Origin of the sequence: Streptomyces sp. NPDC096323, from assembly GCF_040302845.1 — a bacterium.
GTDB lineage: Bacteria > Actinomycetota > Actinomycetes > Streptomycetales > Streptomycetaceae > Streptomyces.
The window spans coordinates 225,011-245,240 of sequence record NZ_JBEOSI010000002.1 but is presented as its reverse complement, the minus strand read 5'-3'; the positions used below and the strand labels follow the sequence as shown (position 1 = coordinate 245,240).

Below are 20,230 nucleotides of genomic sequence, written 5' to 3'. Positions count from 1 at the left end.
CGAGGAAAGGGGGAAGCGCCGACATGCCGACCTGCCCGAACGGACACCAGTCGGGTTCCGAGGACTGGTGCGAGGTCTGCGGCCACCGCATGGCCGGGGCGGGCGCGCCTGCGGGCGCCGTTCCCCCGCCGCCTCCCCCGCCCCCCGCACGCGGCTACGGATACCCGCAGGGCTCGGGCCCCGATGCGACCCAGCAGGCCGAGCTCTGCCCCCAGTGCCGCACCCCGCGGGAGGCCATGGCGCCGTTCTGCGAGGAGTGCCGCTGGAACTTCCTCACGAACACCGCCACCTCGTACACGCCGCTGGCTCCGCAGCACGGCGCCCCGGGCGGTCCGGTCCCCGGACTCAATCTGCCGCCGGGCTTCCAGGCCCAGCAGCCGCCCGGCCCGCCGCAGCAGCGCGAGCCCCGCGATCCGTTCGAGTACCAGAGCTCGCGCCCCTCGCAGGTGAACCGGTCTGCCGAGCCGCTCTCCTCGGGCCCTGACCGGCCCGGCCCGCCGGGACCGGGTCAGCAGCCGCCTCACCCGTTCCCGCCGCAGGGCCAGCAGGGACCGCCGCCGCCCCCGCCGTTCCAGCAGCAGGGACAGCAGCCGAATCAGCAGGGCGGCCCGCAGGGCTTCCCCCAGGGTCAGCAGCACGCCCAGCAGCAGAATTCGCCGCAGGGCTCGCCTCCGTCGCCCTTCCAGCAGCAGAACGCGCCGCAGGGACCGCCCCCGCCGTTCCAGCAGCAGAACCCGCCGCCCTTCCAGCAGCAGCAGAGCGCGCCGCCCGCGTTCCAGCAGACGGCTCCCCCGGTCTTCGAGCAGCCCGGCCCGCCGGCCCCGCCGCAGCCGCAGGCGCCGCAGACCGGCGGTGACGACTGGCTGCTGTCGCCGCCCTCGCAGGCCCAGGGCCCGCAGGCGCCGATGCAGCAGCAGCCGTACCCCGGCCAGAACCAGGGCCACGGCCACGGCCACGGCCACGGCCAGAGCCAGGGTCCCGAGCAGGGTCAGGGCCAGCACCAGGCTCCGCAGTCCATGAACTGGACGGCGGTCATCGCGCCCGACCGTGAGTACTTCCTGGCGATGATGCAGCGCAGCGGCCCCGAGGCCACCGGGCTCAACCTCCCGGCGTACTCCCCGGAACAGCAGCTGCCGCTCACCGGCAACCAGATCACCATCGGCCGCCGCCGGCACAGCACGGGCGAGTCCCCGGACATCGACCTGTCGGTGCCCCCGGAGGACCCGGGCGTCTCGCACCAGCACGCGGTGCTGGTGCAGCAGCCGGACAGCAGCTGGGCCGTGGTCGACCAGAACTCGACGAACGGCACCACGCTCAACGGCGCCGAGGAGCCGATCCAGCCCTACGTCCCCGTGCCGCTCCAGGACGGTGACCAGGTGCACGTCGGGGCGTGGACGACGATCACGATCCGCAGGGACTGACGGCTGCGGACAGCGCGACGGCCGGCGAGGGGCACGCTCCCTCGCCGGCCGTCTTTCCCTCGGCCCCCGTGCCCGGCCGGCGCGTCTGCGACCATGGACGGGTGACTGAGAACCCGCGCGACACGCTGCAGGAGCTGACCTTCTACGAGCTGGTCGGCGGCGAGGACACCTTCCGGCGCCTGGTACACCGCTTCTACCAGGGCGTGGCCGGGGACCCGCTGCTGCGGCCGATGTACCCGGAAGGGGATCTCGGCCCGGCCGAGGAGCGGTTCGCTCTCTTCCTGATGCAGTACTGGGGCGGCCCCCGCACCTACAGCGAGGCGCGCGGACACCCCCGGCTGCGGATGCGGCACGCGCCGTTCCGGGTGGACCGCGCCGCGCACGACGCCTGGCTGCACCACATGCGCGAGGCCCTGGACGAGCTCGGGCTGGACCCGGAGCACCACCGGCAGCTGTGGGACTACCTCACCTACGCGGCCGCCTCGATGATGAACACCGAGGGCTGATTCCCCGGTCGGATGTGTGCGAAATCCGGAACGCCGGTTTCGCATATCGATCACAATCGCATCAAGGTATGCCTGTAAGCGGTTTCCAGCAGGGGCTGCAGTCTGAAAGCATCCGTGACGAACGCACCGGGGGGTGAACGAGTGCGCGTGAGCGGTGATCAGGGGGCCAGGTGACGGGGTTCGTCCTACTGCGGGTGCGGGCCCATCGGCTCCTGCTCGCCGCGGCCGTCCTGGCCGTCCTTCTCACCACCTCGGTCCTGGCCGCCCTCACCGCGTTCTCCGGTTCCATCGGTGACGCCGCGCTGCGCCACACCCTCACCCACCGGTCGGCCGCGCCCGCCGCTCTCGTGGTGTCCGTGCAGGTGGAACGCGACCAGCGGGACGCCGCCGAGGCGTCCGTGCGCCGGGCCGCCCGGGACACGTTCGACGGGCTCCCGGTGACCGTACGGAAGCTGGAGTCCTCGGGGCCGTACGCGCTGCCGCGCAGCCTGCAGGACCCCGCCGCCCGGGGCGGCGACCCCGACCTCACACACTTCGCCTCCCTCGACCGCGGCCGGGTCCGGCTCACCGCGGGCAGGATGCCCGAGGCCGCGGCGGCCGGCACTCCCGTTCAGGTCGCGCTCCCCGCGACCGCCGCCGACGTCCTCGGCCTGAAGCCCGGCGCCCGGCTGAAGGTCACCGACCGGCTCGGCGGGAAGCCGGTCCAGCTCCTGATCACCGGTCTCTACAAGGCCGCGGACCCGTCCGACCCGTACTGGAAGCTCGACGCGCTCGGGGGACGCGGCAGCCGCAAGCTCGTCTTCACGACGTACGGCCCGCTGCTCACCGACCCCGCCGTGCTCGGTTCCGGCCGGCTCAGTCCGGGTGAGATGTCCTGGCTGGCCTCCGCCGACTTCCGGACCGTCACCACCGGCCGGATGGCCGCGCTGCACCGATCGGCGACCACCGCCCCCAAGGCTCTGCTCGCCACTCCGGAGTTCAGGGACGGCGCGAGTGCGCAGACCTCGCTGCCCACCGTCCTCGACCAGATCGACCGGGCGCTGCTGGTCTCCCGCTCGACGCTGATGATCGTGGCGGTGCAGCTGGTCCTGCTCGCCGGGTACGCCCTGCTGCTGGTGGCGCGCCTGCTCAGCAGCGAGCGCGCCGGCGAGACCGAACTGCTGCGGGCCCGCGGTGGGTCGCGGCTCCGGATCACGTCGCTCGCCGCGGTCGAGGCGCTGCTGCTCGCGTTGCCGGCCGCCGTGGTCGCCCCGCTGCTCGCCGGACCGCTGACCCGGCTCCTGGCGGACCGCAGCGAGCTCTCCCGGATCGGCCTGCGGCTCGACGGGGGCGTCACCGGCCAGGTGTGGCTGGTCGCGGCCGCCACCGCGCTGGCGTGCGCGCTCGCTGTCGTCGGCCCGGCGCTGGCCGCCAGTGCCGGAGGCCGGCGCTCCACGCGTTCCGCGGCGCTGCCGGCGCCGGTGCGGGCGGGTGCGGACATCGCCCTGCTGGTGATCGCGGCGGTCGCGTACTGGCAGCTGGACCGGCAGACCGGCGATGCGGGTGGTGGCGCGCTCAGCGGCGACCGCGAGGGCCGGCTCGGCATAGATCCGCTGCTGGTCGCCGCTCCCGCCCTGGCGCTGCTGGCCGGCACCGTGCTGACGCTGCGCCTGCTGCCGCCGGCCGCCAGGCTCGCGGAGCGCCGGGCGGCCGGCGGCCGGGGACTGGCGACGGCGCTGGCGGGCTGGCAGTTCAGCCGCCGCCCCCTGCGGGGGGCCGGGCCGGTCCTGCTGCTGGTGCTCGCCATGGCGATGGGGATGCTGGCGATCGGGCAGAGCGCGTCCTGGAACCGTTCCCAGAGCGACCAGGCGGACTTCAGGTCCGGTGCGTCGGTGCGCGCGACCGGCGGGGTCAACGCGGACCCGGCGAAGTCCGGTGCGTACGCGAGGCTGCCGGGCATACGCGACGCCGCACCCGCCTTCCGCGCGTCGGTGGAGCTCTCCGACGAGCGCACCGCCGAGGTCCTCGCGCTGGACACCGCGCACGCCGACGAGCGGATGCTGATGCGCGGCGACCTCGGCAACGGGCCCGTGGACCGGCTGTTCGACACGCTCACCCCGCCGAAGGCGGCCCGGCCGGGACTGCTGCTGCCGAAGAAGAGCACGCGGCTCCGCTTCGACCTGCGGATCTCCGACGTGACCGCGCCCGGTCACGTCTCGCCGTCCGGCATGGCGCCGCGGGTGACCTTGGAGCTGGAGGACCGCTACGGCCTCCCCTACCAGGTGATCGTCGGCTCCATACCCGTCGACGGCCGGGCGCATCCGATCTCGGTCGACGTGGCCGCCGCCGGCGAGCTGGCCCTCACGGGGATCGAGCTGGATGACCAGCAGCCCGTCGGCGTCGGGCAGTCGCACCGGCTCACCGTGAGCGCCCTGCGCGGCGTCGGCCCGGACGGCGTCGAGCACCCGGTCCCGGTCCCCGACGGCTTCGGCTGGCAGGCGGCGATCACCGCCGACGCGTTCGGTGAGGTGCGGCCCGGCGAGGCCGTCCACCCGGCCGCCTCGGCCACGGCCCCGCTGAGCCTCGACTACGCCACGGGTTCCGTCACGCCCGAGGACGCCGCATACGCGGTACCGGCCCTGAATGTGCGGATCACCGCGGTCCGTCCCAAGGCCCCGGCCCTGAACGCCGTGGCCACGGACGCCTATCTGAAGGCGACGGGGGCCCAGCAGGGGCAGAACGTCGACGTCACCCTGGCCGGGGAAACGGTCCGGGTGAGAATCGCGCGGACCGTGCACCGGCTGCCCACCACCGGACCCGGCCCGGGTTCCTCCATCGCCACCGGGGAATCGCAGCGGGCCCGGGACGGCGGTGCCCTCCTCCTCGACCTGCGGGCCCTGGGCCGGGTCTTCGCCGAGCGCCCCAACGCCCGGCTCACCGCCACGGAGTGGTGGCTGAGCACTGAACCGGGCCGGACCGCGGACGTCGCGGCCGCGCTCCGCAAGCAGCCCGACACCGACCCCGTACAGGTGCAGGTGCGCGACGAGGTCGCCCAGGACCTGCTCGGCGATCCGCTGGGAGCCGGTCCGCAGTCCGCGCTCCTCGCGGTGGCGGTCATCGCCGCCGCGCTGGCCGCGGTCGGCTTCGCGGTGGCCTCGGTCGGCTCGCAGCGGGAGCGTTCCGCCGAGTTCGCCGTGCTGCGTGCCCTGGGCGCGCCGCGCCGGCAGCTGGCCCGGATGACGGCCGCCGAGCAGGGCGTACTGATCACGATCGCACTGCTGGCCGGCACCCTGCTCGGCGCCCTGCTGACGCGCGCGGTCGTGCCGCTGATCGTGCTGACCGGGCAGGCCTCCGCGCCGGTGCCCCCCATGCTGGTGCAGCTGCCGGCCGGCCAGGTGGCCGTGCTGATGGCGGGAGTGGCTGCGCTGCCGCTGATCGTCGTCGCCGTTCTCACGCTGCGCAGCGCCGACCCGGCGACATCGTTGCGCACCCAGGGGGATCACTGACATGAGCGCGCGACCGAGAACCCCGCGGACCGCGGCCGCCTGCGCCCCCTGGGTGCGCACCCGGCTGCGGACTGCTCCTGGTGCCGCCTGCGCCTTCGCCCTGCTGGTCATGGTGACGGCCTTCCTCGCCGCGGCCTTCCCGCGGGCCGTCGACAGCTACGAGGACAGGGGGCTGCGTCACGACCTCGCCGAGGTCGACCCCACGCGCAGCGTCCTGGAACTGAGCGGGCCCCAGCCCGGCCTGGAACTGCCCGACGCGGCGCGCGAGGCCGTCGTGCGCGAGGCCGCGCTGGCGTCCGTGCAGCGCAGGGTCCTGGCCGGACTGCCCGACCCCGTGCGGGCCGACGCCTCCCAGTCCGCGTACGGCGTGCGCACCTCGGATCCGATCCTGGCGAAAGAGCCGTGGTTCCCCCGCCCCTACGGCCTCGACCCCGCCCTGACGTACGTCACCCAGTCCGCGCTGCCCGAGCACGCCACGCTGCGAGCGGGGAAGTGGCCGGCCACCCGCGGCAAGGTGTCGCTCACCACCACGGAGGCGGAGGCCGCCGTCACCGAGCAGACCGCGAAGGCGCTCCGCATCAGCGTCGGCGCGACGGTCGCCGTCCCGACGCGCGGCGGTGAGGCGCTGACCGTACGGATCACCGGCATCGTCGCCCCGCGGAATCCCGAGGCCTCCTACTGGTCGGCCGAACCACTGCTCCGTACACCGTCCCTGGTCCCCCAGCCCGGCAGGGAGTCGCCGCGCTACTACTGGATCGCCGCGCTGTTCCTCCCGCCGGACGCCGGGCCGGCCCTGCTCTCCACCACGGGGCAGCCCGAGCTGTACTGGCGGATCGCGCCGGACGGTTCGCGGCTGACCGCGCGCGACGTGCCGCGGCTGCGGACGGCGGTGGCTTCCCTGGAGCGCGGTCCGGGGCTGCTGAAGGTGCGCGGGGTGGCCGGTGACACGGTCACGGTGACGACCGGCCTGGACGAACTCCTCACGGCGTACGACGGGATGCGTGCCTCGATCAAGCCGGTCGTCACGGTCGCCGCCGTCGGCATCGGTGCCGTCGCCGCCGTCGTCCTGCTGATGACGGGCGCTCTGACGGCCGGCCGCCGCCACGCCGAACTGGCCCTGCTCCGGGCCCGCGGCGGTTCGCTGCCCGGCATCGGCGGCCGGCTGCTGGCCGAGACCGCGGTGACGGCCGTGCCCGCCGGAGCGCTGGGCCTGCTGCTCGCGGTCCTGGCTGTCGGCGAGGGAAGGCTGTGGCCCGCGGTGGCCGGCGCCGCCTCGGTCGTCGTCCTGGTCTGCGCCGCCCTCCCCCTGCGCACGGCACTGCGCCACCGCACGCCACAACTGCACGGCGCCCGCGACGACCTCGTCGCCGCCCGTCCGTCCCGGCGGCGTACCGTCGCCGAACTGACCCTGCTGGTGCTGGCCGCCGGCGCCGTCACCGCGCTGCGCCGGCGCGGTACGGACGGCGCCGGCGGCACGGACCTGCTGATCAGCGCGGCCCCGGTGCTGGTCGGTCTGATCGCGGCCGTGGTACTCGTCCGGCTCTACCCGCTGCCGCTGCGGCTCGCCCTGCGCTCCGTGTCCCGGCTCCGTGGGGCGGTCGGCTTCCTGTCCCTGGCCCGCGCCGGGCGCACCTCGGCCGCCGGGACGCTGCCGCTGCTCGCGCTGCTGGTCGCGCTGTCGACAGCGGCATTCGGCGGCTCGGTCCTCGCCGGGGTCGGGGACGCGCGGGACGGCGCGGCGGTGCGCTCGGTCGGCGCCGACGCCCGGGTCAGCGGCCAGGCCGACTCCGTACCCGTGCCGGACGGTCTGATCCGTGCGGTACGGAAGACGGACGGCGTACGGGACGTGGCTCCGGTCCAGATCGAGTACGGGGTGGCGCTGCCGCCGCCCGAGAGCGGCTTCGAGGACGCCAAGGGGACCACCCTGATCGGCGTGGACCCGGTCACGTACGCCCGGCTGGCCCGCGCCACCGGCCTCGGCGCCTTCCCCGCCGACCGGCTGAAGGCGACCGGACCGGCGGTGCCCAAGGGCACGATGCCCTCGAAGGACCGGGTGCTGCCGGTCCTCGCCTCCCCGTCCGTCGCCGGGCGGCTCGGTGACCGGCCGCGCGATCTCCAGTCGCTGGCCGGGGACTTCAAGGTGCGGGTCGCGGGCATGGTGGCGCGCACGCCCGCCGTCAACGACACCTCGTTCCTCATCGTGAACGCCGCCTCGCTCACCCACCGGCAGGCCACCGCGCTGCTCCTCACCGGCGACCGGATCGACGCCGGGGCTCTCCGCACGACTGCCCGGCACGCGGGCAAGGGCCTCGCCGTGCAGATGCGCGCCGAGGAACGTGCTACGTACGTCGACACCCCGATGCAGACGGGGGCCGAGGGGATCTACCTGGCCGCGATCGCGGCCGGCGCGGGCTACGCCCTGCTCGCCGTCCTCCTCTCGCTGCTGCAGACCGCCCCGGAACGCACGGCGCTGCTGGCGCGGCTGCGGACCATGGGCCTCACCACCCGGCAGGGCGGCCGTCTCCTCGGCTTCGAGGCCATGCCCCAGGCGCTGCTGGCCGCCGGGGGCGGACTCCTCGTCGGCTGGGCGACCATCGCGCTGCTGTCACCGGGCATCGATCTGGTGCGCCTCGCACTCGCGGCCGGTCCCGGCTCCGGCCTGCTGGACACCGCGCCTCTGCGGACCGATCCGTGGTCGCTGGTCCTCCCGGCCCTGGGCGTGATCGTCCTCGCCGCGGCGGTGGCCGGCGCGCAGGCATGGTGGACCGGCCGCCGCGGACCGATCACCGAACTCAGGGCAGGAGACTCCCGATGACGCCGTCGACCGATTCCACACTGGCGGAGCTCGAACAGCGGGCAGCCGCCCACCGCGACCGGCCCTCCTACGGCCACGACGCGCTGATCGCCTGCGACCGGCTGGTCCGCATCTTCGCCACGGACGGCGTGGAGGTGCAGGCCCTGCAGGGCCTGGATCTGCTGGTCGCCGAGGGCGAGTTGCTGGCCCTGGTCGGCGCGTCGGGCAGCGGCAAGTCAACCCTGATGAACATCCTGGCCGGCCTCGACGAACCCACGGCGGGGGCGGCGAAGGTGGCGGGCTGCGATCTGCTGGCCATGGGGCAGAAGGAACGGCTCCGCTACCGCCGGGACGTCGTCGGATTCGTCTGGCAGCAGACCTCCCGCAACCTCCTGCCCTATCTGACGGCCATCCAGAACGTCACGCTGCCGATGCAGCTGCGCGGCCGCGGCCGCGGTCGCGAACGGGCCGCGCGCGCCGAGTCGTTGCTGAAGATGCTGGAAGTGGCCGACTGCCGCGACCGGCGCCCGCAGCAGATGTCCGGTGGGCAGCAGCAGCGTGTGGCGATCGCCGTCTCGCTGGCCAACTCCCCTTCCGTACTCCTCGCCGACGAGCCGACCGGAGAGCTGGACTCGGCCACCGGCGAGCAGATCTTCGCCGCCTTCCGCCGCGCGAACGAGGAGCTCGGCACGACCATCGTGATCGTCACCCACGATCAGGCGGTCGCGAACGAGGTCCGCCGCACGGTGGCCATCCGGGACGGCCGCACGTCCTTCGAGGTGCTGCGCCGCACGGAGGTCGACGCGGCGACGGGCCAGGAGTCCCAGGTGGCGCGCGAGTACGCGATGCTCGACCGCGCGGGCCGGCTGCAACTGCCCGCGGACTACACGCAGGTGCTGGGCATGGAGCACCGCGTGATGCTGGAACTGGAGCAGGACCACATCGGCGTATGGCCGGACGGCCCCGGGCCCAAGCCCGAATAGACGAGGGGCGCGGCCCCGGGGACGACGCGCCTACCCGCCCACGGAGACCGCGAGCGCCCCCAGGCCCCCGGCAGCGCCGGCCCGCCGCAATGCGATGGATCCGTAAGGGGTACGCAGCCGCAGCCAGGCCCCCGTCGCCAGCAGGGCCACGGGGAAGTCGGGGTCGGCCCGCAGGAAGCCGAGGGCCTGCGCCGCGTGCACGGCCCGCAGCGGTAGCTCCGTGGCGCCGGCGGTCCGCGACCAGACGTCCCGCCCGATCCGGTCCCGCTCCGCGCGGGTACGCCGCTCCTCGGGCAGTGCCGCGTCGCGCGTGCGGAACTCCTCGACGGCAGCGGTCAGCGCCGTGCGCAGGTCAACGGGCCCGGGCAGCCCCGGCCGCTCCTGCCAGCCGCCGCGCGGCGGCAGCACACCGGTCCAGGGAGGCCCGGTGACGGGCGTGGGAACGGCCCCGGAGCCGGTCGACTCCTCCAGTGATTCGAGCAGCTCACCGGCGGACACCGTGACATCGAAGTCGTACGGATCCGCCAGCCGCACCGCCCGGATCGCCAGGACGTCGAACGACGGCGGCCGGCCGAACACGGCCAGCGCGCCGCCGCCCGCCTGCAGCCGTACGGCCGCGGCACGGTCGTAGTGGAGCAGCCGGCCGAGGAAGGCCGCGAGATCCGCGGCCTCCCTCGCGTCGGCGAACCGAAGCGTCTGCACGGGCGCGGTCATACCGCCGCCGGCTCCTCGGCCAGGTACTCCTGGAGGAAGAGCTTCTCCTCGGCGGAGATCCGCCGGGGCCGCTCCTCGGCCAGGTTGTACGGGACGACGATGGTCGACGCCCGTACGTACACCTGCTCCGGGTCCTTGATCTCGTACGCGATCGTGAGCGAGGCGGCACCTATCTTCGTGACCCAGGACTCGACGGTCACCGGCGCGTGCCGGTGGACCAGCGGCCGCACGTAGTCGATCTCGTGCCGGGCCACGACGGAGCCGCCCGCGAAGGACGGCGAGCCGTCCCCCGGCGCCAGCCGGAACATGAAGTCGATGCGCGCCTCCTCCAGGTAGCGGAGGAAGACCACGTTGTTGACGTGCCCGAAGGCATCCATGTCCGACCAGCGCAGCGGGCAGCTGTAGATGTGACGAGCCAAGACGATCAGCCTCGCGTGAGCTTCTTGTACGTGGCACGGTGCGGGCGTGCCGCGTCCGCGCCGAGACGCTCGACCTTGTTCTTCTCGTACGACTCGAAGTTGCCCTCGAACCAGTACCACTTGGAGTCGCCCTCGTACGCCAGGATGTGCGTGGCGACGCGGTCCAGGAACCAGCGGTCGTGGGAGATGACCACGGCCGCACCGGGGAACTCCAGCAGCGCGTTCTCGAGCGAGGACAGGGTCTCGACGTCGAGGTCGTTGGTGGGCTCGTCGAGGAGCAGCAGGTTGCCGCCCTCCTTCAGCGTCAGCGCCAGGTTGAGGCGGTTGCGCTCACCACCGGAGAGCACCCCGGCCGGCTTCTGCTGGTCCGGGCCCTTGAAGCCGAACGCGGAGACGTACGCCCGCGAGGGCATCTCGACCTGGCCGACGTTGATGTAGTCCAGCTCGTCGGAGACGACGGCCCACAGCGTCTTCTTCGGGTCGATGTTGGCGCGGGACTGGTCGACGTAACTGATCTTGACCGTGTCGCCGACCTTGATGGCGCCGGAGTCCGGCGTCTCCAGGCCCTGGATCATCTTGAACAGCGTGGTCTTGCCGGCGCCGTTCGGACCGATGATGCCGACGATGCCGTTGCGCGGAAGCGTGAACGACAGGTCGTCGATGAGGACCTTGTCGCCGAAGGCCTTCGAGAGGTTCTCGACCTCGACGACGATGGAACCGAGCCGCGGGCCCGGCGGGATCTGGATCTCCTCGAAGTCCAGCTTCCGCATCTTGTCCGCCTCGGCCGCCATCTCCTCGTACCGGGCCAGACGCGCCTTGGACTTGGTCTGCCGCCCCTTGGCGTTGGACCGCACCCACTCCAGCTCTTCCTTGAGCCGCTTCTGCCGCTTCTCGTCCTTGCGGCCCTCGACCTTGAGGCGGGTGGCCTTCTTCTCCAGGTACGTGGAGTAGTTGCCCTCGTACGGAATGGCGCGGCCGCGGTCGAGCTCGAGGATCCACTCGGCGACGTTGTTCAGGAAGTACCGGTCGTGGGTGACGGCGACCACGGCGCCCGCGTACTTCGAGAGGTGCTGCTCCAGCCAGTTCACCGACTCGGCGTCGAGGTGGTTGGTGGGCTCGTCGAGCAGCAGCAGGTCGGGCGCCTCGATGAGGAGCTTGCAGAGCGCGACGCGGCGCTTCTCGCCACCGGACAGGTTGGTCACGGGCCAGTCGCCGGGCGGGCAGCCCAGCGCGTCCATGGCCTGCTCCAGCTGCGCGTCCAGGTCCCACGCGTTGGCGTGGTCCAGGTCCTCCTGCAGCTTACCCATCTCGTCCATGAGCGCGTCGGAGTAGTCGGTCGCCATGAGCTCGGCGACCTCGTTGAAGCGCTTGAGCTTGCCCATGATCTCGGCGGCGCCGTCCTGCACGTTCTCCAGAACGGTCTTGGACTCGTCGAGGTGCGGCTCCTGCATGAGGATGCCGACACTGAACCCGGGCGACAGGAAGGCATCACCGTTGGACGGCTGCTCCAGGCCCGCCATGATCTTCAGCACCGTGGACTTACCGGCACCGTTGGGACCCACCACACCGATCTTCGCGCCGGGCAGGAAGCTCAGCGTCACGTCGTCAAGGATGACCTTGTCGCCGTGCGCCTTGCGTGTCTTGCGCATCGTGTAGATGTACTCAGCCAAGAGAAACCGTCCGGCAATCGATGAGTGGGCAGATACACCCCATCTTGCCTGACTGCTACCCCTTGACGGAAACCCGTATCGGTGGGTGGGCCTGACCTGGGACTACGCCTGGCTGCGGCTGTATGCGTTCGGTCACTGACTGTCCCCCGCGCCGATCCCCGGAGGCACTCACGCAGTCCGCCGCCACGCATACCGGGATCACCCCGCCGATGGACCACAGGACGCGGGCGGGGCGCCCGATGCTGAGATCCGCCGCGTCCTCAGCCGACCTGCTGCGGTGTCCAGAAGTGCGGCTCGATGGGGGCCCGCCTCACCACGATGCGACCGGTGACGCCGGCATCGTCCACCAGCTTCCCCCACGAGCCGGATCCGTCGCTGGGGGTGTGCTCGATGTCGGCCCACACCACACTGCCCGGTCCGGCGGAGCCGATGGAGACGGTCCACTCGGCGTACCTGCCGGCACAGGTGTTGGCCGCCACCCTGTAGTCGTCATTCAGGCTCAGACACGTGCGGGGATTTGAGCCGACCGTGGAGACCTCCATCGTTCCGTCGGCGCGCTGCTGGACCTGCCAGCTCGCCGAGGTGTTCGCGTTGTCCGTGCAGTCACCCAGCGACACCGCGCCCCGGTACCCGCCCGGTTTCGGATAGATCAGGCACTTGCCGTCCTGGAGAGCCGCGAACCGGTAGACCCCGTCGACGAGCGGGGCGGCGTGGGCCGGCTGGGCGAGTACCGCGGTGGCCGCGGCCGCGGCGGCCATGACAGCGATGACGCGTGAACGCATGGAATCGGACTCCTCGAACAGCCGTGACCGCCCCGCTCGCGCGGCACGGACCCGGTCGATGCACATCCGCCGGATCCGGCGGCGGCACCGATCCTGGATCACCGCCCGACCCGGCAGTCACCCGAAGCGGTCGCTGTCACCCGCCTGGCTGCCCCGCATCACCCGCAGGAACCCGCTCGGTGACCGGCGCCGGCCGCCTACTCACACCAACGAGGATCGAGCCATATGCGGGCATTTGCCCACGACAGGACTAGGGTCGAGCGGTGAACCGAATCGAGAGGATCGCCGAGGGTTCGGGGCCATTCACGACGCGGCTGACCTGGCGCCTCGGCGATGGGGGCACTGCGATCTGGGAGTCGCGGCGGGCGCGCAAACGCGGACTGCTCACCGTGCGGGCGGCCGGCGATCCCGAACCCCGCTTCCGTAGGGCGGACAACGCGTCGGTCGGTCGTCTCCGCAGGCTGAATGCCATCGCGGCGAGTGCGTTCGCGGTGGGTGGGTGCCTGTTCGCCTCCGGAGCCGCGATGGCACAGTTCGGCGCGGGTGACGCGACCGGGGCCTGGATCTACTTCGTCGGCGGCCTGTGCTTCAACACGGGCGGCTACGTGTCGCTTCTCCAATCGATCAACGCTCCTCGCCAGGACGACGGAATCGGTGCCCTTGCCGCTCGGCGCTGGAGCTGGTGGAGCTACGAGCCCGGCCGGATCGACTGGCTGAGTACCTTCCTGCTGTTCGTGGGCACGCTTGTGTTCGGCATCAACTTGCTGAGTTCCTTGTTGCAGGGACTTTCGGTGCAGCAGGTGAACCGGCTGATCTGGGCCCCCGACATGGTCGGGTGCACCCTGTTCCTCATCTCGGGGCATCTGGCTCTGGTGGAGGTCTGCCATGGCCGGCCGGGAATCCGCCCCGCCGATCTCGGCTGGTGGATCGTCGCGGTCAACCAACTCGGGTCCGTGCTCTTCATGGTCGCGGCGCTGGCGGACTTCACCCGCCCCGCCACGGCAAGCGTCGTGAACGTCGACATCGCCAACTGGGGCACCCTCACGGGAGCCCTGTGCTTCTCCGCCGGCGGAGTGCTCCAGTATTTCGAGCGTCCATGAGCTCCCACTCGCGGACGGTGCTCGGCCAACGCCGGTGAGGGCGGACGAAGTGTCCATGGGTGAGCCGGCCCATCAGCGGTCTGGAGAACCGCCCGGTTCGGTCGTCTCTCCGGCCGGCTCCCAGCGACCTCGTCCAGCCCTCCCCGCCCCGCCGACGGACGAGGAGGATCCGGTACGCCGCAGCCCCGGCCGGCCGAAGCCGTACCGGGGCTTGAGGGCCCGTGCGCGCGTTACTCCGCGGTGGCCTGGCCCTTGCGGCGGCGGAGGAGGAAGACCGCGCCGCCGCCGATGACGACCAGGGCGATCGCGATGCCCCCGATGACCGGGGTGGCGTTGGAGCTGCCGGTCTCGGCCAGGTTGCCCTCGGCGCCGGCCGTGCTGCCGCCGGCCGTGGCGGTGGTCGTGGTGGGCTGCTCAGCCGTCTGGGTGGTGACGCCGCCGTCGGTGCTGCTGCCCGTGGTCAGGCAGTCCAGGACGCCCTTGAACGTCCGGGTGAACCCGGCGGGTCCGGTGACCGTGACGTCGTACGCCTGGTCCTCGGCGACCGGCACGGTCACCGTCTCGGACTTGCCGGGTGCGACGGTGTGCTGCACCCCTGCCAGTTCGTACGTGAAGGGCTCGTCGCCCTTGTTGCTCGTGGTGACGTCCACGCCGCCCTTGGCGCAGTTCTTCTTCGCGGTGACCGCCGGGATCGCGCCCTTGCCGGCCCAGGTCGCGGTGGCGCTCGCGGAGACCGTGGACTCGCTGGAGCCGGCCAGGATCTGGGTCTGGCTCTTGCCGGCACCGGCGAAGGCGCGGCCGACGGGGACCGAGGTGGTGGCCTGGACGGTCAGCGAGGCCGAGCCGTCGGCGGCGTCTGCCGGGATGTCGAACCAGAGCTGGGAGCCGTTGGCGGCCGTGGTGACGGCTTTGCCCTTATCGTCCGTAACCCTCACGCCGCTGGCGGAGTCTGCGGGCGGGGTCACGGAGACCTGCCCGGCGTTGGTGCGGACGGTGACGGGGCCGACGCGCTGACCGGAGCGGCCGGACACCGCGACCGGGTCCAGGGCGAGGGACGCCTGGGGCTCCGCGGTGTCGGTGGCCTTGTCCTCCAGCCAGTCGGCGAGCTTCTCCGCCTGGGCGTCGGACGCGGTGACGTCGGCGTCGTCCGAGTAGCGCCAGATGGCGACCTGCGTGCCCGCCGCTGCCGTCTGCTCGGTGAGCGCGCCCGTGCCGGCCGCCTTGGCGAGCGCCTGGAGGTCGTCGATCTTCGGGTAGGAGTGCTCCAGGATCCAGCGGATCTTTCCGGCGTTCTCGTTCGTGCCGAGCGAGGTCTGGTTCCAGGGGGTCTCCAGGTACTTCGCCTGGTCCTGGGTGGGGTTGTGGATGTCGATGCAGTACGTCTTGAACTTGCCGCCACCGTCGACGGTCATCTCGAAGAGCCCTGCGGGCACCTTCTGGTTCTTGCCGTCGGTGTGGATGACCGCACCGTCGTACGTCTTCAACCCGTCCAGGGTCGCGGTCGCGCCGCCCTGGTGCGGAGGCACCTCGTCAGCGACCGCGCCGCCGGCGCCGGTGAGGACTCCGGCCACGACCAGGCCTGATGCCACCACGGAAGCGGCCAGCCGGGCCATGCCCCGGGTCCGTCGGGGGTGGGTCGTCGTCGTGGATGACGAGGCGGTCGCTGAAGAAGCAGAAAACACAGAATTCCCCTCCGGGCGAGACGCTCGCGTCCGTTACGCGTGTGGGGCATGTCCCGCCAGCCGACTCAAGTGCCTTATGAGTACTGAGGAATCCTAAGGAACGAGCGAAGCACAGTCCCCCGTCATACGGTCCGACAACCATTCCGAATCGGAATCGTTATCCCGGCCAAGGTCCCGGCGGAGGGTGAGGACGCGCGCGCGAACGCGGCCCCCGCACCCCTCCCCCGGCGAATCCGTCAGGGCGCCGACACCAGTTCTGCCTCGCCCTTCTGACGTGCCGTCCGCTGCCGGCTCACGGGGCGGTCCACCCGGTCGGACGCGGCCGTCCGACGCTCCGCGTCCCGTGGTTCCGCCTGGTCCGCGGGCTGTTCGCGGTCCGCCGGGCGGTCCCGTACGGCCCACTGGTCCGGCTCGTCGTTCTCCCGGGTGACGGGCCGCGCCGTCAGCCCTGAATCGCCCCTGACCACGCGCCGGAAGGCCGACGTCCCCCGGGTCAGATCGTGTCCGACCGCCACAGCCTCGATGTCCACGAACGTCCGGCGCTGTCCCTCCCGTTCCTCCTCGCGCACCTTCAGCCTGCCGTGCACCACCAGGGGCTCCCCCACGGCCACCGAACCCGTCAGGTTCGACGCCAGGGTGCGCCAGGCCCACACCGTGTAGAAGCTGGTGTGCCCATCCGTCCAGAGCTGTTTCTCCCGGTCCCACCGCCGTGGCGTCACTGCGAACCGGAAGCGCGCCATCCCCCCGCTCGCGGTCTCCCGGAACTCCACGCCGGTCGCCGCGTTCCCCACCAGCGTCACCAAGGTCTCGTTCATGACTCCGCCTCCCCTTCGGTCCGGATATCGGTGACCGCGTTCCTGCGTGCGGTCGCTGATCCCATGCTGAAGGAGAGGCGGAATTCCTGCTGAGGCCTGTGGACTAACGGCCCGTTGTGGAAAACTCCGTCACCGCCACGAAGCGCTCGCGCACCTCCCGGTAGCGCACCAGCTCCGCCGACACCGGATCGAGCACCCGGGCCCGCCCGCAGGCCGCAGCGGCCTCGCGCAGCCTTCGTTCGGCCTCCTGGCCGTACCGTCGCGCCGGCCCCCGGGCAGCCGCCGCGCACGACCACTCCACGAGCGGGCCGCCGATGATGCCCGCCAGCATCACCAGAGCGGGCGTCAGCAGCCCGGGCTGCAGTACGCCGATGATCTGGCCGGCCAGCCACAGCCCGCCGAAGATCTGCAGCAGGGTCATCGCCACTTGCGCCAGTACGGCCGCGGGCCACCAGGCCGGCCGTGGCGGCCTCGCGCTTGTGCGTCCGCCCCGCTCCGGTTCCGTACGGCTTTGAGCGCCGGTCCCGGCTGCCGCGCCCGTCACGCCCGCCGGGTCGGTGTCCGTGCTCCGGTCCTCCGTCCCCGTAGCCCGCCCGGCCAGTTCGTCGAGCGCCTCGGACAGCCCCTGCGCCCCGTGCACCGCGGCCTCGCGCACCGCCTGGGCCCACGGCCCGGGCAGCCCGTCGGCGGCGTCGTCGGCCACCGTGCGCACCGCCTGTTCGACGCGCTGGCGTGCGGTGAGCTGTTCCTCGGGCGGCGGGGTGAGTGCGCCGTGGTCCAGGCGGCCGGGCTGCCGGGTGGACTCGTACCAGCGCCACAGCCGCAGCCACGGGGTCCCGCACGCCCGTCCGGCGTTGCGGCGCCATTCGCGTTCGGCGGCCTGCCCGGCGGCGGCGGCGCCGACGGCCTCCGCGAGCCGGTCGGCGAACTCCTCCCGGGCCCGCTCCCCCAGTCCCGGCCGCCCCTCGGCGACGTACACCGGGCGGAGCCTGGCCGCCGCCGCGTCCACGTCCGCGGAGAGCCGGCGGGTCGCCGCCGAGCGGTCCTGGACGAACCGGCCGAGCAGTTCCCGCAGTTCACCCACCCCTTCGCCGGTGAGGGCGGACAGGGGCAGGACGGTGGCGCCGGGTTCGCCGTGTTCGCCGAGCGCCATGCCGTCCTCGTCGAGGAGCCGGCGCAGGTCGTCCAGGACCTGGTCGGCGGCCTCGCCGGGCAGCCGGTCGATCTGGTTGAGGACCACGAAGGTGACCTCCGCGTGCCCGGCGAGCGGCCGCAGATAGCGCTCGTGCAGGGCCGCGTCCGCGTACTTCTCCGGGTCCACCACCCAGATCACGGCGTCGACGAGCGCCAGCACCCGGTCAACCTGGTCCCGGTGTCCCCGCGCCGCCGAGTCGTGGTCGGGCAGATCGACCAGGACGAGGCCCTGGAGCGCCTCGTCGGCCGCCGTGCCTCCGGACTGCGGACGGCGCCTGAGCCGCCCGGGGATCGCGAGCCGGTCAAGCAGCCCCGCGGCGCCGTCCGTCCAGGAGCAGGCGATGGGTGAGGAGGTGGTGGGCCTGCGCAGTCCCGTTTCGGAGATCTGGGCGCCGGCCAGGGAGTTGAAGAGGGTCGATTTGCCGCTGCCGCTCGCTCCGGCGATGGCGACGACGGTGTGGCGGGAGGAGAGCCGCTGCCGGGCCGCCGCCTCGTCGAGGACCCGGCCCGCCTCGGCGAGGGCGGTCCTGCCCAGCCGGGCCCTGGAGAGGCCGACGAGTTCGCGCAGAGCGTCCAGGCGGGGGCTGAGCGGGCTGCCGGAGGGCACGTACGCCTCGACCTGGGGCCGTGCGTCGTCCTCCGGCAGCGCCGCGGGGGTCTCGGCGGGCGCGCTCTCCTCGGTGGCGGCGGCGGCCCGGCGGGCGATGAGTCCGTCGTCCCAGCCGCCGTGCTGCGCGTCCGGGTCCTGCGCGGTGCGGGGTTCGCCGTCCGGAGCCGGCTCCGGGGACCTGCCCCGGCCCCGGCTCTGTCCCGGACCTTCGTCAGTGACGGCAGTCATCGCTGCCACCTCTCCTTCTGCAGTACGGACAGCGCGGCGATCAGTTCGGCCTGCGGTTCGGGGGCGACATCGAGCGCGTCCAACGGGGCGAGCCTGCGGTCGCGTTCACCGCCGAGCACCTGGTCGAGGTAGGTGGTGAGCAGCGCGCCGCCCTTGTCGCGCAGCCGCACGGCGCCCTGTGCGCTGATGCGTTCGGCCAGTTGCTCTCCGGCGATACGGGCCCGGCGACCGCCGAGGAGGGCGGCGGCGAGGAGGGCGGCGACGGTCTCGGGGTCGGGTGCGGCGTTGCGTTCCATGAGGCGCACTTCCTCCTCGGCCAGTTCCTCCAGGACCCGGCGCCACCTCCGTACGGTCATGTCGATCCGGCCGCGGATGTCCGCGGCCGGCCCCCATCCTCCGGCTTCCCGGCCGGCCGTCTCGAAGGCGAAAGCCCCGGCCGCCGGCTCCCGTCGCCAGGTCGCGCGGATCGCTTCGTCGGCGGCGGCCACCGCGCACTCCAGGAGTGCGGCGAGGGACTCCACGAGTGCGTCGAGCACCTCCTCGGAAGTGCTGTAGAGGGGGTAGCCGCGCCACCGGGTCCGGGCGTCGCCGGCGAGCGCCCCGCCGTTCTGGATCCGCCGCCGGACGCGGGCGCCCTCTTTGGCGTACGCGTCCTCCACCACGCCGGTCAGCCGTACGGCGGCCGCGTACTGCGCCGCGACGGCCGCGGCCAGGGCGGGCATCCGGACGTCGAGGGAGTCGATGACCCCTGCCGCCGTCCGCCCGACCGCCTGCTGACGGGCCGCCGGGTCCTGCGCACGGTGGGTGAGCCAGGCGCGCAGCGGGGCGACGGCGGTGGTGGGGAGCAGCCCGCTGCCGCCGCCGGCGGACTCGGGCAGTTCGGGGATGGTGAAGCGCGGCACCTCGCCGAGCCCGGCCTTGGTGAGGAGCGCGCCGTACTGCCGTGACACCTCGGCGATGACCTGGTGCGGGACCCGGTCTAGGACGGTAACGAGGGAGGCGTCGTACTCCTTCGCCGTACGCAGCAGGTGCCAGGGCACGGCGTCGGCGTAGCGGGAGGCGGTGGTCACCATGACCCAGACGTCCGCCGCGCAGATGAGTTCGGCGGCCAGGACGCGGTTGCGTACGACGAGCGAGTCGATGTCGGGAGCGTCCAGCAGGGCGAGGCCGCGCGGCAGCCCGGCGGCGGTCTCGACGCGCAGGGCCGTCCCTTCCTCGGCCGCGTTCCCGTCGAGTCCGTCGAGGTCGTCGCACTGGCCGGGGTCGGCGGACTCCTCGGGTGGCAGCCATACGCGGGTGAGCTGCGGCAGCACGCGGATGTCTGCGAACCAGTGGTGATCGTCCGGGTGGCAGACGAGCACCGGCGTACGCGTGGTCGGGCGCAGCACGCCGGCCTCGCTGACGCGGCGTCCGACGAGGGAGTTGACGAGGGTCGACTTGCCCGCGCCGGTGGATCCGCCGATAACCGCGAGCAGGGGGGCCTCGGGGTCCTTGAGCCGGGGCAGCAGGTAGTCGTCGAGCTGGGCGAGCAGTTCGATCCTGGTCTGCCGGGCGCGTGGAGCTCCTGGAATCGGGAGTGGAAGACGCACGGCAGCGACACGGTCGCGCAGGGCGGAAAGTGCGTCGATGAGCTGAGGCCGTACGTCCAAGGTCACCACATGCGAAGAATGCCCAATTTTGGCGCCTTTTTGAAGCGTATAGCCACGTCTGCGCGGCGGTTCCTTCGTCCGGACAGAGGGGACGAGTGGGGCGCAGGCATAACGAGTGCACAACACCCGGGGCGGGAGGCGTCAAAAGCGATGCGTGAATCGCACCCACCTGCGATTA

Annotated in this window: 14 protein-coding genes; 6 read left to right on the top strand and 8 right to left on the bottom strand. The window is 72.8% G+C overall.

Features of this window, described 5'->3' with window-relative positions; genetic code table 11:
- The first annotated feature begins 23 nt into the window (after positions 1–23).
- The 5 genes from ABTX18_RS05145 to ABTX18_RS05125 all read left to right on the top strand — a co-directional run bounded on the left by ABTX18_RS05145 (position 24) and on the right by ABTX18_RS05125 (position 9,189).
- Positions 24–1,421 (top strand): FHA domain-containing protein, encoded by a 1,398-nt coding sequence (locus ABTX18_RS05145; RefSeq protein ID WP_352121369.1) that lies wholly within the window; start codon positions 24–26, stop codon positions 1,419–1,421.
- Positions 1,422–1,522: 101 nt separating this feature from the next.
- Entirely contained in the window at positions 1,523–1,927 is a 405-nt protein-coding gene (locus ABTX18_RS05140; protein ID WP_352121368.1) for a globin, read from the top strand.
- A 170-nt stretch (positions 1,928–2,097) separates the two neighbouring features.
- Positions 2,098–5,412 (top strand): FtsX-like permease family protein, encoded by a 3,315-nt coding sequence (locus ABTX18_RS05135; protein ID WP_352121367.1) that lies wholly within the window; start codon positions 2,098–2,100, stop codon positions 5,410–5,412.
- A gap of 1 nt (position 5,413) precedes the next feature.
- Positions 5,414–8,227 (top strand): FtsX-like permease family protein, encoded by a 2,814-nt coding sequence (locus ABTX18_RS05130; protein ID WP_352121366.1) that lies wholly within the window; start codon positions 5,414–5,416, stop codon positions 8,225–8,227.
- Positions 8,224–9,189 carry an ABC transporter ATP-binding protein gene (locus ABTX18_RS05125; protein WP_352121365.1) on the top strand — a complete coding sequence of 322 codons (966 nt, stop codon included), beginning with the start codon at positions 8,224–8,226 and terminating at the stop codon, positions 9,187–9,189. The genes ABTX18_RS05130 and ABTX18_RS05125 overlap by 4 nt, the downstream gene beginning before the upstream one ends.
- A 30-nt stretch (positions 9,190–9,219) precedes the next feature.
- Here ABTX18_RS05125 and ABTX18_RS05120 read toward each other — a convergent pair whose 3' ends face one another.
- The 4 genes from ABTX18_RS05120 to ABTX18_RS05105 all read right to left on the bottom strand — a co-directional run bounded on the left by ABTX18_RS05120 (position 9,220) and on the right by ABTX18_RS05105 (position 12,774).
- Positions 9,220–9,903: a DUF8010 domain-containing protein gene (locus ABTX18_RS05120; protein WP_352121364.1), complete on the bottom strand. Its 684-nt coding sequence runs from the start codon at positions 9,901–9,903 to the stop codon at positions 9,220–9,222.
- Complete coding sequence (locus ABTX18_RS05115) at positions 9,900–10,322, bottom strand: acyl-CoA thioesterase (protein ID WP_352121363.1); 423 nt, start codon at positions 10,320–10,322, stop codon at positions 9,900–9,902. The genes ABTX18_RS05120 and ABTX18_RS05115 overlap by 4 nt, the downstream gene beginning before the upstream one ends.
- A 5-nt stretch (positions 10,323–10,327) precedes the next feature.
- The gene (ettA, locus tag ABTX18_RS05110; RefSeq protein WP_136325286.1) at positions 10,328–11,992 is read right to left on the bottom strand and encodes an energy-dependent translational throttle protein EttA; all 1,665 of its coding nucleotides are present in this window, start codon (positions 11,990–11,992) and stop codon (positions 10,328–10,330) included.
- A gap of 260 nt (positions 11,993–12,252) precedes the next feature.
- A complete protein-coding gene (locus ABTX18_RS05105; RefSeq protein ID WP_352121362.1) occupies positions 12,253–12,774 on the bottom strand; it encodes a ricin-type beta-trefoil lectin domain protein in 522 nt (173 codons plus the stop codon).
- A gap of 263 nt (positions 12,775–13,037) precedes the next feature.
- On the opposite strand from ABTX18_RS05105, the gene ABTX18_RS05100 reads away from it, so the two are divergent.
- Entirely contained in the window at positions 13,038–13,874 is an 837-nt protein-coding gene (locus ABTX18_RS05100) for a hypothetical protein (protein WP_352121361.1), read from the top strand.
- Positions 13,875–14,104: 230 nt separating this feature from the next.
- Here ABTX18_RS05100 and ABTX18_RS05095 read toward each other — a convergent pair whose 3' ends face one another.
- The 4 genes from ABTX18_RS05095 to ABTX18_RS05080 form a co-directional block, all read right to left on the bottom strand.
- Positions 14,105–15,556 carry a Cys-Gln thioester bond-forming surface protein gene (locus ABTX18_RS05095; RefSeq protein WP_352121360.1) on the bottom strand — a complete coding sequence of 484 codons (1,452 nt, stop codon included), beginning with the start codon at positions 15,554–15,556 and terminating at the stop codon, positions 14,105–14,107.
- Between the two features lie 236 nt (positions 15,557–15,792).
- Positions 15,793–16,371, bottom strand: coding sequence for a single-stranded DNA-binding protein (locus ABTX18_RS05090; protein WP_352121359.1), 579 nt, complete (start codon positions 16,369–16,371; stop codon positions 15,793–15,795).
- A 103-nt stretch (positions 16,372–16,474) separates the two neighbouring features.
- A complete protein-coding gene (locus ABTX18_RS05085) occupies positions 16,475–18,403 on the bottom strand; it encodes a GTPase (protein ID WP_352121358.1) in 1,929 nt (642 codons plus the stop codon).
- Positions 18,400–20,052 (bottom strand): dynamin family protein, encoded by a 1,653-nt coding sequence (locus ABTX18_RS05080; protein ID WP_352121844.1) that lies wholly within the window; start codon positions 20,050–20,052, stop codon positions 18,400–18,402. Before ABTX18_RS05080 ends, ABTX18_RS05085 begins: the two co-directional genes overlap by 4 nt.
- Positions 20,053–20,230 lie beyond the last annotated feature (178 nt).